This window comes from Streptomyces sp. NBC_00083, assembly GCF_026343295.1.
Taxonomy (GTDB): domain Bacteria; phylum Actinomycetota; class Actinomycetes; order Streptomycetales; family Streptomycetaceae; genus Streptomyces.
In genome coordinates this window covers 1,206,419-1,220,743 of the sequence record NZ_JAPELY010000001.1, presented here as the reverse complement: position 1 = coordinate 1,220,743, position 14,325 = coordinate 1,206,419, and the positions used below count along the sequence as shown (strand labels likewise).

General features: G+C 72.6%; 13 protein-coding genes. 9 read left to right on the top strand and 4 right to left on the bottom strand.

All coding sequences use genetic code 11. The features are described from left to right. Positions 1 to 119: 119 nt before the first annotated feature. The gene (locus OOJ98_RS05220) at positions 120 to 1,718 is read right to left on the bottom strand and encodes an MFS transporter (RefSeq protein WP_267053422.1); all 1,599 of its coding nucleotides are present in this window, start codon (positions 1,716 to 1,718) and stop codon (positions 120 to 122) included. A gap of 116 nt (positions 1,719 to 1,834) precedes the next feature. On the opposite strand from OOJ98_RS05220, the gene OOJ98_RS05215 reads away from it, so the two are divergent. From OOJ98_RS05215 to OOJ98_RS05185, 7 genes are all read left to right on the top strand, one after another. Then, a complete protein-coding gene (locus tag OOJ98_RS05215; protein ID WP_267053421.1) occupies positions 1,835 to 2,488 on the top strand; it encodes a TetR/AcrR family transcriptional regulator in 654 nt (217 codons plus the stop codon). A gap of 218 nt (positions 2,489 to 2,706) precedes the next feature. Further along, positions 2,707 to 3,918 carry an alpha/beta hydrolase gene (locus OOJ98_RS05210; RefSeq protein WP_267053420.1) on the top strand — a complete coding sequence of 404 codons (1,212 nt, stop codon included), beginning with the start codon at positions 2,707 to 2,709 and terminating at the stop codon, positions 3,916 to 3,918. Positions 3,919 to 4,035: 117 nt separating this feature from the next. Then, positions 4,036 to 4,929 carry a DUF4429 domain-containing protein gene (locus tag OOJ98_RS05205; RefSeq protein WP_267053419.1) on the top strand — a complete coding sequence of 298 codons (894 nt, stop codon included), beginning with the start codon at positions 4,036 to 4,038 and terminating at the stop codon, positions 4,927 to 4,929. Positions 4,930 to 5,061: 132 nt separating this feature from the next. Next, positions 5,062 to 6,342 carry a sensor histidine kinase gene (locus OOJ98_RS05200; RefSeq protein WP_267053418.1) on the top strand — a complete coding sequence of 427 codons (1,281 nt, stop codon included), beginning with the start codon at positions 5,062 to 5,064 and terminating at the stop codon, positions 6,340 to 6,342. After that, complete coding sequence (locus OOJ98_RS05195) at positions 6,339 to 7,019, top strand: response regulator transcription factor (protein ID WP_267055524.1); 681 nt, start codon at positions 6,339 to 6,341, stop codon at positions 7,017 to 7,019. Before OOJ98_RS05200 ends, OOJ98_RS05195 begins: the two co-directional genes overlap by 4 nt. A gap of 592 nt (positions 7,020 to 7,611) precedes the next feature. Further along, positions 7,612 to 8,658, top strand: a complete 1,047-nt coding sequence (locus tag OOJ98_RS05190) for an alpha/beta hydrolase (RefSeq protein WP_267053417.1) — start codon at positions 7,612 to 7,614, stop codon at positions 8,656 to 8,658. Next, complete coding sequence (locus tag OOJ98_RS05185) at positions 8,655 to 9,863, top strand: acyltransferase (protein ID WP_267053416.1); 1,209 nt, start codon at positions 8,655 to 8,657, stop codon at positions 9,861 to 9,863. Before OOJ98_RS05190 ends, OOJ98_RS05185 begins: the two co-directional genes overlap by 4 nt. A gap of 17 nt (positions 9,864 to 9,880) precedes the next feature. Here the strand turns inward: OOJ98_RS05185 and OOJ98_RS05180 are convergent, their stop codons facing one another. Beyond that, the gene (locus OOJ98_RS05180; protein ID WP_267053415.1) at positions 9,881 to 10,909 is read right to left on the bottom strand and encodes an aldo/keto reductase; all 1,029 of its coding nucleotides are present in this window, start codon (positions 10,907 to 10,909) and stop codon (positions 9,881 to 9,883) included. 6 nt (positions 10,910 to 10,915) lie between these two features. Then, the gene (locus OOJ98_RS05175; RefSeq protein ID WP_267053414.1) at positions 10,916 to 11,386 is read right to left on the bottom strand and encodes a MerR family transcriptional regulator; all 471 of its coding nucleotides are present in this window, start codon (positions 11,384 to 11,386) and stop codon (positions 10,916 to 10,918) included. Between the two features lie 123 nt (positions 11,387 to 11,509). Between OOJ98_RS05175 and OOJ98_RS05170 the strand changes: the two genes are divergently transcribed. Further along, on the top strand, positions 11,510 to 12,328 hold the full coding sequence (locus OOJ98_RS05170) for a serine hydrolase (RefSeq protein ID WP_267053413.1): 819 nt from the start codon (positions 11,510 to 11,512) through the stop codon (positions 12,326 to 12,328). A gap of 19 nt (positions 12,329 to 12,347) precedes the next feature. Here OOJ98_RS05170 and OOJ98_RS05165 read toward each other — a convergent pair whose 3' ends face one another. Beyond that, positions 12,348 to 13,007, bottom strand: a complete 660-nt coding sequence (locus OOJ98_RS05165; protein WP_267053412.1) for a pirin family protein — start codon at positions 13,005 to 13,007, stop codon at positions 12,348 to 12,350. A 100-nt stretch (positions 13,008 to 13,107) separates the two neighbouring features. Here OOJ98_RS05165 and OOJ98_RS05160 point away from each other — a divergent pair, with 100 nt between their 5' ends. After that, positions 13,108 to 14,304, top strand: coding sequence for a CdaR family transcriptional regulator (locus tag OOJ98_RS05160; protein WP_267053411.1), 1,197 nt, complete (start codon positions 13,108 to 13,110; stop codon positions 14,302 to 14,304). Positions 14,305 to 14,325 lie beyond the last annotated feature (21 nt).

Here is a 14,325-nt window from a genome sequence, read left to right as displayed (position 1 = left end):
ACGGTCGGCGTCCGCGACTGGTTCCGGCAGGTGGGGGGTGGTGCGCGCAACCATCCGAATAGGTGAAAGCCCCGCCGGATCGCGTCCGGCGGGGCTTTCGCGTACGGGAGTTGACGGGATCAGATGTGACCCGCGCCGGCGCCCGCCTGCGCGTTCTCGCCGCGCTTGGTGAACAGGGCGACCACGGCGGCGAGCACCGCCACGATCCCGGCGACGGTGAAGGCGGTGCTCATGCCCGACACGAACGTGTCGTGCGCGACGTCCGCGATCTTGGCCGCGACCTGCGGCGGGGTGTTCGGCTGTATCGGGCCGAGGCCGACCTCGACGAGCTTGGAGGAGCCGGAGAGCTGCTCGGGCGTCATGGCCGGCAGCTTGGCCGCGGCCCAGTTGTCCGGGAGCTTCGACGTGACCACCGAGGACATCACGGCGCCGAGCACCGCGGTGCCGAGCGACCCGCCGACCTGCATGCCGGCCTGCTGGAGGCCGCCGGCGACGCCGGACAGTTCGAGCGGCGCGTTGCCGACGATGACCTCGGTGGCGCCGACCATGACCGGCGCGAGGCCCATGCCGAGCAGCGCGAACCAGATCGACATGGTGACGGTGCCCGTGTCGATGGTCAGACGGGACATGCCGAACATGGCGACGGCGGTGCAGACCATGCCGCCGACCAGCGGGATGCGCGGGCCGAGCTTGGTGATCAGGACGCCCGCGATCGGCGAGGCGACGATCATCATGCCGGTGAGCGGAAGCAGGTGGAGTCCGCTGTTGACGGCGGACATGCGGTGCACGTTCTGCAGGTAGAAGGTGACGAAGAAGAGGCCGCCCATGAAGGCGAACGCCATGAGGATCATCAGGACCGTGCCCGCCGAGAGCGGGACGGAGCGGAACAGGCCGAGCGGGATCAGCGGCTCCCTGACCTTGGTCTCCCACAGGGCGAAGAGCACGAAGCAGACCACGGCGGCCGCGATGAGCACCAGGATGCCGCCGCTGGTCCAGCCCCACTCCGATCCCTTGATGAGGGCGTAGATCATGCAGAACATCGCCACCGACAGCAGCACGATGCCGAGGATGTCGAACGACTTCGGGGCGTTCTCCGCGCGGTGGTCGCGCAGGATCACGAGGCCGAGGAGGAGCGCGATCACGCCGACCGGCACGTTGATGAAGAAGACGGACTGCCAGTTGACGTGCTCGACGAGCACGCCGCCGAGGATCGGGCCGCCCGCGGTGGAGGCGCCGATGACCATGCCCCAGATGCCGATCGCCATGTTCAGCTTCTCGGCCGGGAAGGTGGCCCGCAGCAGGCCGAGCGCGGCCGGCATGAGGAGCGCGCCGAACAGTCCCTGAAGGACGCGGAACGCGATGACGAAGGTGACGCTGTGGGACAGGCCGATGGCGCCGGACGCCGCGCCGAAGCCGACGACACCGATGAGGAAGGTCTGGCGGTGGCCGAACCGGTCACCGAGCTTGCCCGCGGTGATCAGTGAGACGGCCAGGGCCAGCATGTAGCCGTTGGTGATCCATTGGACGTCCTGGAGCGAGGCTCCGAGGTTGTGCTGGATGGCGGGGTTCGCGATCGCCACGATGGTGCCGTCGAGCGCGACCATCATCACGCCGATGGCCACGGCGAAGAGCGTCAGCCAGGGGTGGCCGCGCAGCCCCTTGGCCGGCACCGGTATCTCGTCCTGTGGCGCCTTTTCGACGGTGGTCTGACTAGTCATGCGAGGGAGGCTAGTGTCAGCCACTGACAGTTGACAAACCATTTCACAAGTCGGTAACTGTCACGTAGCTCACAGCTAGACTGAACACGCCAATATGACCGAAAGAGGACCCTGAAGTGACGGTGGAGCAGCAGCCGGTGACGCCCGCGGGCGGCCTGCGCGAGCTGAAGAAGCAGCGCACCCGCGACGCACTGCTGCGAGTGGCTCTGGAGCTCTTCACCACCAAGGGGTACGAGCAGACGACGGTCGACGAGATCGCGGACGCCGTCGACGTCTCGCAGCGCACCTTCTTCCGCTACTTCGCCAACAAGGAGGCCGTGGTCTTCGCGGCGCAGTCCACCGTCGAGTGGCACTTCGTCGACGCGCTGCGCGAACGGCCGCCCGCCGAGGGTCCGTTCACCGCGATGCGCCGGGCGGTGCTCTCGGCCTGGGACACCATCGAGGAGCGGCTCTCGCCCGTGGTGCCGGTCACGCTCTACATGCGGACGTACCAGGTGATCGAGTCGACCCCGGCGCTGCTCGCGGTCCATCTGCGGCGCTCCGCGGAGATCGAGGAGCACATCGCGCAGCTGATCGCCGAGCGCGAGGGCCTCGACATCGACGCCGACCCGCGGCCCCGGGTGGCCGTGGCCGCCTTCACCGGCGTCATGCGCGTCGCGGGCGGCCTGTGGGGCCAGGGCGGCGAGCCCAGTGTCGCGTCGATCCGCGAGCTGACCTCCGCCTATCTGGACCATCTCGGCCCCGCGCTCGCCGACGACTGGCGGGCCTGAATCCCGCGGTCCGGCGGCGCCGGGGGCCGCGCCGCACGGGGATCCGGGAGCCGCGGCACAGCGGGATCACAGCGAGGCCACCACCGGGGGCGGGATCGCGCGAAAATCGTACGCAGCGTGCGCCCGCGCGCGCTGTTGGTGAGACCACTCCCCGCTCAAACGTGATCTGAGTCACTGTCAGCCCAGTGGACCTTCCGGGTCTCCTACTGTGTTCAGCAGTGACTTCCTTCGACTCCTCCCCCACGTTGAACGCCTGGCGCGCGCTGCTCGCGCTCGCCGTCGTGTTCGTCATGCTCGCGACCTCCGGCTGGACGGCGATCCGCGGCCACTCCGGCGACTCCGAGCCCCGTGCCAAGGCCCTCGCCGCCTGGGCGCGCGACACCATAGACGGCCACAAGCTGCCCAAGGCGGACGGCACCGCCCAGCAGCTCGCGCAGTTCTTCGGCTCGATCACCGCCGCCGAGCGCGACCGGCTCGCCGACCGCTACCCGCTGGTCGTGGGCAACCTCAACGGCGCCCCCGTGACGCTGCGCTACCGGGCCAACCGGGTGGCGCTCGCCGAGGCGCGCACCGTCGAGGAGAAACGCACGGTCGACCCACGGCTCTCCGCCGACGGCCGCCAGGACGCGTCCCGCCGGATGCACCGGTTCGATTCGCTGCTCGACGACGACCGGCAGATCCTCGCCTTCGACCCCTCCGACACCGGCCGGGTCGCGGAGGTCTTCGGTGACCTCGACCACGCCCGGCGGATCTCGGTGATCATCCCCGGAGTCGACACCAACGTCCTCACCTTCGAGAAGACCAGCCGCAAGAACACCGCCCCGGCCGGCATGGCCGAGTCGCTGTACACGGCCGAGCACGCCGCGGCGCCCGGCACCAGGACCGCCGTGATCGCCTGGGCCGACTACACGGCGCCGGCCGGTCTCGGCATGGACGCGGCGATCGGCAGACTGGCCGAAGAGGGTGCGGTGCGGCTTTCCGCCATGGTGCGCGCACTGCCCGGAACCGCGCCCGTCGAACTGTTCTGCCACAGCTACGGCTCCGTGGTGTGCGGGGTCTCCACGCGTGAACTGCCGCCCCGCGTCAGCGACATCGCGGTGGCCGGCAGCCCCGGCATGCGGGTGCGCAACGCCGCCCAGCTGGGCACCAAGGCCCAGGTCTGGGCGATGCGGGACCGGGACGACTGGATCCAGGACGTGCCGTACCTGGACGTCGCGGGCCTCGGCCACGGCGCCGACCCGGTCTCACCGGCCTTCGGTTCCCGCGTCCTCTCGGCCGCCGGAGCGGTCGGCCACACCGGCTATTTCGAGCCGGGCACGCAGAGCCTCGCCAACTTCGCCGCGATCGGAGTTGGCGCATACCGCACGGTCGGATGCAGCAGCACCGACGCCGACTGCGCCGACGGAATCTCCGACCGTTCGGCGGCTTGACGGGCACCGTGGCGGGCTGACACGCGTAGACACCGCGTGATCGCCCGTGGGACGGCGTGACGACGGGGTTTCCTCCGAGGGGGGACGCGCGGGCGTGCGCCGCCTACGATGAGGCACATGGGTGATGTGCTGGCCGGAATTCATGCCACCTGGGAGTTCGATACCGACTCCGTGCTCATCCGCTTCGAACGGGGGATCCGTGCGCCGAAGCTCTTCCAGGCGCTGCGCGAACGGCGCATCCCCCACGAGGCGTTGGAGTCGGTGACGCTCTCCCCGGGCAAACGCGGCACGGTGGTGCTGCACGCGGTGCCGAGACCGGGCGCCGATCCGCTGATGGAGGCCGCGGCGGGCCAGCTGAAGGAGGGCTGCGACCCCTACCGCCTGGTGCTGCCGGCCGAGCGCGAGATGCTCGCCGAGTACTACGCGGACGAGCTGCGGTCGTCGCTGGTGCCGTACGCCTCGAAACCCGCCGACCGTCATCTGGTCGCGGCGCCCGAGGCCCCGCTGAACTTCAAGGCGTACGACGGCAGGGCCGTCTTCGACGGGCGGCAGGTCAGCTTCCGCTGGTTCTGGACGGGAGCGTCGTCGGAGAAGTGGAAGGCCGGCGACCAGACCTTCCCCGTCGCCGCGCTCAGCGGCGTGGAATGGCGCTCCCCCGAGGTCTTCGACGGGCATCTGCGGCTGCTGCGCCGCGAGACGGAGCAGCCGGACGGCGGCGGACACGGCGGTGCCGGGCCGGCCGACCGCGATCCCGCCTCGGTCGTCTTCGGCCTCGGCTACGGGCCCGTGCACGAGTCGCTGCCCTTCGCGGCGGCGGTCCTCGCGGCCGTACGGGGCACAGGCGGCGGCTCGCCCTCGATCCCGCACCAGCTGGTCACCGTGGCGTCGGCCCGGCGCGATCCCGCGGACATCGCGGAACGGATCCGCCACCTCGGAGACCTGCACGAGGCCGGTCTGGTGACCGACGACGAGTTCACCGCGAAGAAGGCGGAGCTGCTGGCGGAGCTGTAGCGCCCGCGCGGGCCCGGCGGCGGTGGGCGCGGGGTGCCGGCCGGGACCCCGGGGTAGTACCCAGGTCGGGGTCCGGGGTGGCACCCCGGTATGACGCTTCGCGGGGCGCGCGCTGCCTAGGCTGGCCGGGTCATGAAGATCGCATCCCTGTCGCACCACGCGTCCGCCCTGCTGCGGCCCCCGCCCGCCTCCGTGCGGCCCCTGTTCTCGCGGGCGCCCAAACGCTGGCAGCGATGGAGTCCCTACGTCGTCGCAGGCGGCTCCGTGGCGGCGCTCCTGCCCATCACCATCACCGTGCTCAGCACCGAATACCGGGTGGGCGGCGGCTGGGCGGGGGCGCTGGGCGTCGCCCAGACGGTGCCGCTGGTCCTCGCCGTGGCCCGGCCCCTGCAGGCGTGGCTGATCGTCCTCTGCGCCGACGTCCTGGGCGCCGTCGTGATGGCGCAGGCAGAGCCGGCCGGCCACGCCTGGCCCTGGACGCCGACGGTGATCATCGGCTACCTGCTCGTCATGGCCTGCCTCGGGCTGCGCGAGACCACCCGCACCCTGGTCACCGTATGGCTCGTGACGTGCGCGGCCGGCCTCGCGGTCGCCGTCTTCCCGCCGGACGGCACCTCCAGCACCGACGTCCTGCTGCTGGTCCTGGCCGGTGTCGTGCTCGCCTTCACGGGCGCGGTGCGCCGTCGTGAGGAGGCGGTGCGGCTCCTCGCCGAGCAGGAGACGATCAGCGAAGCCGAGCGCGCCCAGCGCACCCTCCTGGAGGAGCGCGCCCGCATCGCGCGCGAGCTGCACGACGTGGTGGCCCACCACATGTCGGTGATCACCGTGCAGGCCGACTCGGCGCCGTACCGGCTGACCGGGCTCGACGACGCGGTGCGCGGGGAGTTCGCGTCGATCGCGTCGAGCGCCCGCGAGTCGCTGAGCGAGATGCGCCGGCTGCTCGCGGTGCTGCGCAGCGACGGCAGCGGCGAGGACGGCGCCGAGCGGGCGCCGCAGCCCGGCGTCGACCGCATCCAGCAGCTGGTGGAGGCGACCGTACGGGCCGGGCTGCCCGCCCGGCTCTCGCTCGCGGCGGACCTGCCCGCGCTTGCGCCGGCCGTCGACCTGTCCGCGTACCGCATCGTGCAGGAGGCGCTCGCCAATGTCGTACGGCACGCGCCGGGCGCCACGACCCGCGTCTCCGTCACCTGCGACGAGCGGCACCTCACGGTCGTCGTCGTCAACGCCCGCGCGGCCGAACGCACTTCGCCGCTCGAAGCGTCGGGTACGGGGCACGGGCTCGTCGGCATGCGCGAACGCGTACGGTTGACCGGCGGCTCGCTCGACACCGGGCCGCTGCCGGACGGCGGCTTCCGGGTCGCCGCCCGTCTCCCGCTCGACACCCCCGACTCATGCACCGAGGACCCGAGTTGACCATCCGCGTGATCATCGTCGACGACCAGGCCATGGTGCGTGCGGGGTTCGCCGCGCTGCTCTCCGCGCAGGCCGACATCGATGTGGTGGGCGAGGCGCCCGACGGCCGCCGGGGCGTGGAGGTGGCCCGCTCCACCCACCCCGACGTGGTCCTCATGGACGTCCGCATGCCCGAGATGGACGGGCTCACCGCGGCCCGCGAGATCCTCGACCCGCCGGTGGGTGTCGTGCACCGCCCGAAGGTGCTGATGCTGACCACCTTCGACGTCGACGACTACGTGTACGAGGCGCTGCGCGCCGGGGCGTCCGGATTTCTGCTCAAGGACGCGCCGCCGGCGGATCTCATCGGGGCGGTACGGGTCGTCGCGGCGGGCGAGGCGCTGCTCGCGCCGTCCGTGACGCGGCGGCTCATCGCGGACTTCGCGGCGCGGCCGGCGCCGCGGCGGGGGGCGTCGGCGGTACGTCTGAACGGGCTCACGCCCCGGGAGGCGGAGGTGCTCGAACTGATCGCCCGGGGGCTTTCCAATCAGGAGATCGCGGGGCGGCTCGTGCTCGCGGAGCAGACGGTGAAGACGCATATCGGGCGGGTGCTGGCGAAGCTCGGGCTTCGGGACCGGGCCCAGGCGGTGATCTTCGCCTACGAAGCGGGAGTAGTCCGCCCCGGCGACCCCGGCTGACCCCAACCCCCCGGGGCTCCGCCCCACACCCCGATCGCGCCTTGATGGCCCTCGTCCGCAATCGCCGGACAGGCTGAGGATGTCCATGCCGCCCGGCACCGATCCCGCCCAGGGGCGCGGGGAACTGCGCGACCAGCCATGCACGGCCCGCACCCGAAAACGGGGGCGCCCGGGGCTCCGCCCCAGACCCCGTTCGCGCCCGAAAGGCGCTCGTCCTCAAACGCCGGACGGGCTGAGGTGGCCCATGTCGGCCGGCGTCGAGCAGCCGGACAGGCGAGGTGGCCCGCATGGGCCGGGGTCGAGCAACCGGACAGGCTGAGGTGCCCCGGGATGCGCATGCCGCCCAGGCCAACCCCGATAGGGGCGCGGGGAACTGCGCGAGACGCGAGCACGATCCGCAGACGAAAGCGGTGGGCTCGGTTCGGCGCCCAGCGGGCCAAGGGAGGCTCACCCCCTGCCCCGCCAGGAGAGGCTCACCCACCCCCTACCCCAGTAGCACTCCCCACCCAACCCCCCAGCGTGACGCCCCCGCCCCCACCCCCTCCCTACCTTCCTCCTCGTCAACACACGGACGGAAAAGGGGAGTCGGCTCATGCGACGACGGTTGGGGAGGGCGGTGGCCGCCGCCGTGCTGGTGGGTGTCGCGGTCGCCGGGACGGCCGGCTGGGCCGCGGCGGACGCGCAGACGGCCATGACCGGCCCGCCCCCGGGCACCGCCGCCTGGCGCGCCGACACGTGGGAGGGGCGTCACCTTCCCGACCCCGCCACCGCCCGCCCCCGCCAAGTCGCCGCATTCTTCGCCGCGTTGAGCCCGACGGAGCAGCAGACGCTGGCCCGCCGCCACCCCGGCGTCGTCGGGAACCTGGACGGCGCCCCCGTGCGGCTGCGCTACGAGGCGAACCGGATCGCCATCGCCGCGACCCACGACCCCCGCTACGCCCACCTCACCGCCCCCGGTCGCCGGATCCTCGCCTTCGACCCGCGCGGCCGGGGCCAAGTGGCGGCCGTGTACGGGGAGTTGGAGGGCGCCGCACACGTCTCCGTCATCGTTCCCGGTTCGGACATCGACGCCGCGTCCTTCGACCGCGCCACCGACCCGTACGGCACCCCCACCGGAATGGCCCGCTCCTTGCGGGACGCCACGCACGGCGGGACCGCCGTGATCGCGTGGGCGGGGTACACCACCCCCGTCGGTCTTGGCATCGACGCCGCGTCGGGGCGGCTCGCCGAGGCGGGGGCCGGGCGGCTCGCGCGGCTCACCGAGGGGCTCGACGCCGTGGGCGCGCCCGACCCCGTGCTGTTCTGCCACAGCTACGGCTCCGTGGTGTGCGGCCTCGCCGCCCGGGACACCGACGCGTCCGACATCGTCGCCCTCGGCTCCCCCGGCATGCGGGCCGACAACGTCGCGGGGCTCGGCACGGACGCCCGGGTGTGGGCGGCCAAGGACCCCTCGGACTGGATCGACGACGTACCGCACATCGAGCTCGCCGGGCTCGGCCACGGCGCCGACCCCACCGACCCGGCGTTCGGCGCGCGCCGCGTGCCCGCCGCCGACGCCACGGGCCACACCGGCTACTTCGCCCCCGGCACCGAGTCCCTCACCGCCTTCGCCGCCATCGCCACGGGAGAGCTCCGATGAGCAACACAGCGCTGAGCAGGCTCGTTTCGGACATCGAGCAGAAGACGCCGCCCGGCCGCGACCGTGCCATCGACGGGCTGCGCGCCCTCGCGCTGCTCGCCGTGCCGACCGGACACTGGCTGCTCGGCGGATTCACCCGCGACGGCGCGGGCGCGCTGCACAACGCGAGCCCGCTCTCCGCGTTCGGCGGCCTCGCCCCGGTCAGCTGGATCCTGCAGATGCTCGGGATCTTCTTCCTCGTCGGCGGCTACGCCTCCGTGCTCTCCTTCCACCGCAGGAAGGAGTCGACGGCCCAGTGGCTGAAGGGGCGGGTCGCCCGCCTGGGCCGGCCGGTGCTCGGTGTCACCGCGGTCTGGGCGGCGATGATCCCGGTGCTCTACGCGCTCGGCGTGTCCCACGACACCCTGCGCACCGGGTCGACGCTCGTCATCCAGCCCCTGTGGTTCGTGGGGGTGTACGTCGTGGTCACCGCGCTCACGCCGTACTGCGTGCGCGCCGCCCGCACGCTCGGCGGATGGGCCGCGGCGCCGCTGCTCGCCGTGGTCGGCCTCGTCGACCTCCTGCGGTACGGGCCCTTCGCGGACGCCATGCCGTCGTGGCTGTCCCTCGTCAACATCCTGCCCGGGTGGATGTTCGCCTACCAACTCGGCGTCTGCTGGGGCGAGAAGAGGATCGGGCGGCGCGGCGGACGGCTGCTGCTGGCCGGCGGGGCACTGCTCTTCGCGGCGCTGCTCGTCGTCTTCCACTACCCGGCGTCCATGGTCGGCGTGCCCGGTGAGGCCCGTACCAACTCGCATCCGCCGTCGCTGCTCGTGCTCGCGCTCGCCGCGGCCCAGTCGGGCGCCGCGATCCTGCTGCGGGACCGGATCGCCGGATGGCTGCGCCGGCCCGCGCTGTGGGCGCCGGTCGTGGTCGTCAACCTGTCCGCGATGACCATCCTGTGCTGGCACCAGACGGCGTTGCTCGCCGCCGCCGTGCCGGCCTCGCTCGCCGGACGGGTGCCGGGTCTCACCACCGCGCCCGGCACGGTGGCCTGGATCGGTGAACGGCTCGCCTGGATGCCGGTGTTCGCGGTGCTCCTCGTGGTGATCGCCCGGTACGCGCGCGGTTTCGAGGCGCCCTGGACGAAGGCGACGAAGGCCCGCCGGGCAGCGGCGGGGCTGCTCGCGGCGGGCTTCGCGGTGTTCGCGCTGGGGCTCGCGTGACGTACCGGGGCGGTCGCCTACTGCTCGCGGGCCGCCGAGGTGGAGGACATGTCCGGGTAGCGGTCGCCCGCCACCTTCCCGGCGATCGGCTCCAGGAGCACCAGCTCCTCGGCGCTCAACGTGATGCGGGTGGCGCCGGCGTTCTCCAGGAGGCGGCTGCGCTTGCGGGTGCCGGGGATCGGCACGACGGTCAGGTGGTGCACCTGGGCCCGCTGCTGCACCCACGCGAGGGCGATCTGCGCGGTCGTCGCGCCGTGTGCCGCCGCGATCTTGTGGAGGGGTTCGAGCAGCGCCGCGTTGGTCGCGGCGTTGTCGCCGGTGAAGCGCGGCTGGAACTTCCGGAAGTCGCCCTCGCTCAGGTCCTTGCCGGCGTCGGCGAAGGCGCCGGTGAGGAAGCCGCGGCCGAGCGGCGAGTACGGCACGAAGGTGACGCCGAGTTCGGCCGCGGCCGGCACGGCGCTGCGCTCCACGTCGCGGCTGAAGACCGACCACTCCGACTGGAGGGCGGCGATCGGGTGCACGGCGTACGCCTCGCGCAGTTCGGCGCCGGTGACCTCGCTGAGGCCGAGGTGCTTGACCTTGCCCTCGCGCACCAGGTCGGCCATGGCGCCGACGGACTCGGCGAGCGGCACGTCCGGGTTGCGGCGGTGCATGTAGTACAGGTCGATGACGTCGGTGTTCAGCCGGCGCAGGCTCGCCTCGACGGCCTCCTTGATGTACGCGGGGCTGTTGTTGATGCCGCGGTAGGAGGGGTCGTCGGCGCGGCGCTCGATGGAGAACTTGGTGGCCAGGGTCACCTCGTCGCGGTGGGCGGCGAGGAACGGGGCGAGGAACTCCTCGTTGGCGCCGGAGCCGTAGATGTCGGCGGTGTCGATGAGGGTGACGCCCGCCTCGACGGTCGCCTCCAGGGTGTCGCGGGCGGCGGACTCGTCGGTGGAGCCGTAGAACTCGCTGATGCCCATGGCGCCGAAGCCCTGGACGCCGATCCGGGGGCCGTCGGTGCCGAGGCGTACGGTGCTGATCTTCTCAACCGGGGTGTTGCTCATGGGTGTTCAGACCCTTTCCGACGCCTTGCGGGCATCCGCGTAATAGTCGATCTTGTAGTCGAGTACGGCGAGCGTGTCCTGGAGTTCCGCCATGCGCGCGATCACATCACGCCGGGTCTGCTCCAGAAGCTCTTGGCGCGCCTCGAAGGTGTGCTCGCCCTCGCGAACGAGTTCGGCGTAGCGGACCATGCCGGCGACCGGCATGCCGGTCAGGCGGAGCTTGCCGACGAAGGAGAGCCAGTCGAGGTCCTTGTTGGTGAACCGGCGCTGGCCGGTGTGCGAGCGGTCCACGTGCGGCATGAGGCCGATCCGCTCGTACCAGCGCAGGGTGTGCGCGGTGAGTCCGGTGCACGCCACCACCTCGCTGATGGTGTAGCGGTCCTGACCGTCGGGGCGCGGATGGGGCGGCTCCGTCGCGCCGAGGCCCTGCCGGACCCGTGCCGCCACCTTCACCGCCGTGCTGTCGATCACCGTCATGCCCTCCACGCTAGAACCCTTGAGTGCACTCCAAGCAAGCCCGTCGCGTGACGTTCTCATGACGCGCCGCCGGCCGGCCGCCCGCCACGCGGTCCGCGTACCGGGCCTACTAGGCTCGTACGCATGGAGAGCCTGCGGATCATCGAGACCTGGCCCGTACCGACCGCGGCGGCGGCCGTGGTGCGGGCCGACGGAACGCTTGCCGGCACCCACGGACCGGTGGACCACCGGTTCCCCCTCGCCTCCGTCACCAAGCCGCTCGCCGCCTACGCGGCGCTCGTCGCGTACGAGGAGGGCGCGGTCGAGCTCGACGAGCCGGCCGGTCCCCCCGGAGCCACCGTCCGCCACCTGCTCGCGCACACCTCGGGGCTCGCCTTCGACGAGCACCGGGTGATGGCGCCGCCCGGCGACCGGCGGCTGTACTCCAACGCGGGCTTCGAGATCCTCGGCGACCACATCGCGAAGCAGTCGGGCATCCCCTTCGCCGACTACGTGCGCCAGGCGGTGTTCGAGCCGCTCGGCATGGCGTCCACCACGGTGGAGGGCTCCCCCGCCAAGGACGGCGTGTCCACCGTCGAGGACCTCGTACGGTTCGCCGCCGAGGTGCAGGCGCCCCGGCTGCTGCACCCGGCCACCGTCGCCGAGGCGATGCAGGTGCAGTACCCGGGCCTCAAGGGCGTCCTGCCGGGGTACGGCCACCAGAACCCCAACGACTGGGGGCTCGGCTTCGAGATCCGCGGCTCCAAGTCGCCGCACTGGACGGGCAGTTCGTCCTCGCCGCGCACCTTCGGCCACTTCGGCCAGGCCGGAACGTTCCTGTGGGTCGACCCCGACGCGGGCCTCGCCTGTGTGGCGCTGACGGACCGCGCGTTCGGGCCGTGGGCGGCCGAGGCGTGGCCGGCCTTCACCGACGCGGTGCTCACCGAGTTCACCCGCGGCTGAGCGGGCCCCACCGGGCGCGTCACACGGAGGCGAACTCCCACAGCAGCACTTCGGCGGTCCCGTCCGCCGTCAGTTCCAGGCCGGCGGCGCCGGTGATCCGCGCCGAGTCGCCCGGCGCGAGCTCCTCGCGCGCCAGGCGGACCCGGCCGCGTACGACATGGACGTACACCCCCGGCGCGTCCGGCACGGCGGTGCGCTCGCCGGCCGCGAGACGGCGCACATGGAGCGCGGCCGCGGCGGGGCGCACCGCGTAGGGCGTGGAGTCGGCGATGCCGCGCACGATGTCGTACGCGGGGGTGCCGCCGGGATCGGCCGGGGCGAGCCACATCTGGAGGAAGACCAGCGGGGCCCGGCCCTCGTTGCGCTCCTCGTGCCGCACGCCCCCCGCGGCGCTCAGGCACTGCACGTCGCCGGGGCGCACCAGGGTGGTGTGGCCCGCCGAGTCGCGGTGGGTCAGCTCGCCCTCGATCACCCAGGTCAGGATCTCGGTGTGGCTGTGCGGATGCTCGTCGAACCCGGCGCCGGGGGCGAGCCGCTCCTCGTTGCAGGCGAGGACGGGCCCGAAGCGGAGGTTGTCCGGGTCGTAGAACCGGCCGAAGGAGAAGGCGTGCAGGGACTCGATGCCGGCGTCGGTGTCGCCGCCCGGGTAGCGCTCGTCGCCGCGCCTGACTGAAATCACGCCCACCACCGTAGACCCGGCGGCGCCGGCGGCGCCCGTGTGGCGCCGGGACTCACCCCGGCCCGGCGAAGAGGGTTCCCGATAAGGCACTCTTGTCCCCGTGCCAGCACCCGATCCCGTACACCCCGCGAAGAATGCCCATCCGCACGCAGCGACCCTGAAGCGACTTGAGCAGTCCTCCGGCCGGCTCGCGGCGAACGCGATCGCCCGCATGGACGCGACGCTGCCGTGGTACCGGGCGATGCCGCCGGAGAACCGCTCGTGGATCGGTCTGGTCGCCCAGGCCGGCATCGCGGCGTTCACCGAGTGGTTCCGGCATCCCGAGACGCCCCAGGCGATCTCGACCGACGTCTTCGGCACGGCGCCGCGCGAGCTCACGCGGGCGATCACCCTGCGCCAGACCGTGGAGATGGTGCGCACCACCATCGAGGTCATGGAGACGGCGATCGACGAGGTCGCGGCGCCGGGCGACGAGTCGATCCTGCGCGAGGCGCTGCTCGTGTACGCCCGCGAGATCGCCTTCGCGACGGCCCAGGTGTACGCGCAGGCCGCCGAGGCGCGCGGCGCGTGGGACGCCCGGCTCGAATCCCTCGTCGTCAACGCGGTGCTCTCCGGCGAGGCCGACGAGGGCGCGGTGTCGCGGGCCGCGGCGCTCGGCTGGAACTCGCCCGAGCACGTGTGCGTGGTGCTCGGCACGGCGCCGGACGGCGACAGCGAGCTGACCGTGGAGGCGATCCGGCGGGCCGCCCGGCACACCAAGCTCCAGGTGCTCACCGGGGTGCTCGGCAACCGGCTCGTCGTCATCGCGGGCGGCAGCGACAATCCGCTCCAGGTGGCGAAGGGCCTGATCGGGCCGTACGCGGCGGGCCCCGTGGTGGCCGGCCCCGTCGTACCGGACCTGCTGGCGGCGACGCGCTCGGCGCAGGCGGCGGCGGCCGGCCTGAAGGCGTGTTCGGCGTGGCAGGACGCTCCCCGGCCGGTTCTCGCGGACGATCTGCTGCCGGAGCGCGCGATCGCCTCCGATCCTGCCGCGCGCGACCAGCTGGTGGAGGAGATCTACAGACCGCTGGAGGAAGCCGGCTCCGCGCTCCTGGAAACCTTGAGCGTTTATCTGGAGCAGGCGAGCAGCCTTGAGGGCGCGGCCCGGATGTTGTTCGTCCACCCCAATACCGTTCGCTACCGGCTCCGACGTGTGACGGACGTCACCGGGTGGTCGCCGTCCGATGTGCGCTCCGCGTTCACGCTGAGGATCGCGCTGATCCTGGGGCGCCTGGCCGACGGAGATTCGCAGTCCTAGACTTTTGTCGGACACCCACAA

Excerpts from the sequence above, each read along its gene's own strand:
- OOJ98_RS05180 (WP_267053415.1), bottom strand. The coding sequence starts at position 10,909 with ATGAGCAACACCCCGGTTGAGAAGATCAGCACCGTACGCCTCGGCACC.
- OOJ98_RS05175 (WP_267053414.1), bottom strand. The coding sequence starts at position 11,386 with ATGACGGTGATCGACAGCACGGCGGTGAAGGTGGCGGCACGGGTCCGG.
- OOJ98_RS05185 (WP_267053416.1), top strand. The coding sequence starts at position 8,655 with ATGAGCAACACAGCGCTGAGCAGGCTCGTTTCGGACATCGAGCAGAAG.
- OOJ98_RS05220 (WP_267053422.1), bottom strand. The coding sequence starts at position 1,718 with ATGACTAGTCAGACCACCGTCGAAAAGGCGCCACAGGACGAGATACCG.
- OOJ98_RS05200 (WP_267053418.1), top strand. The coding sequence starts at position 5,062 with ATGAAGATCGCATCCCTGTCGCACCACGCGTCCGCCCTGCTGCGGCCC.
- OOJ98_RS05205 (WP_267053419.1), top strand. The coding sequence starts at position 4,036 with ATGGGTGATGTGCTGGCCGGAATTCATGCCACCTGGGAGTTCGATACC.
- OOJ98_RS05190 (WP_267053417.1), top strand. The coding sequence starts at position 7,612 with ATGCGACGACGGTTGGGGAGGGCGGTGGCCGCCGCCGTGCTGGTGGGT.
- OOJ98_RS05170 (WP_267053413.1), top strand. The coding sequence starts at position 11,510 with ATGGAGAGCCTGCGGATCATCGAGACCTGGCCCGTACCGACCGCGGCG.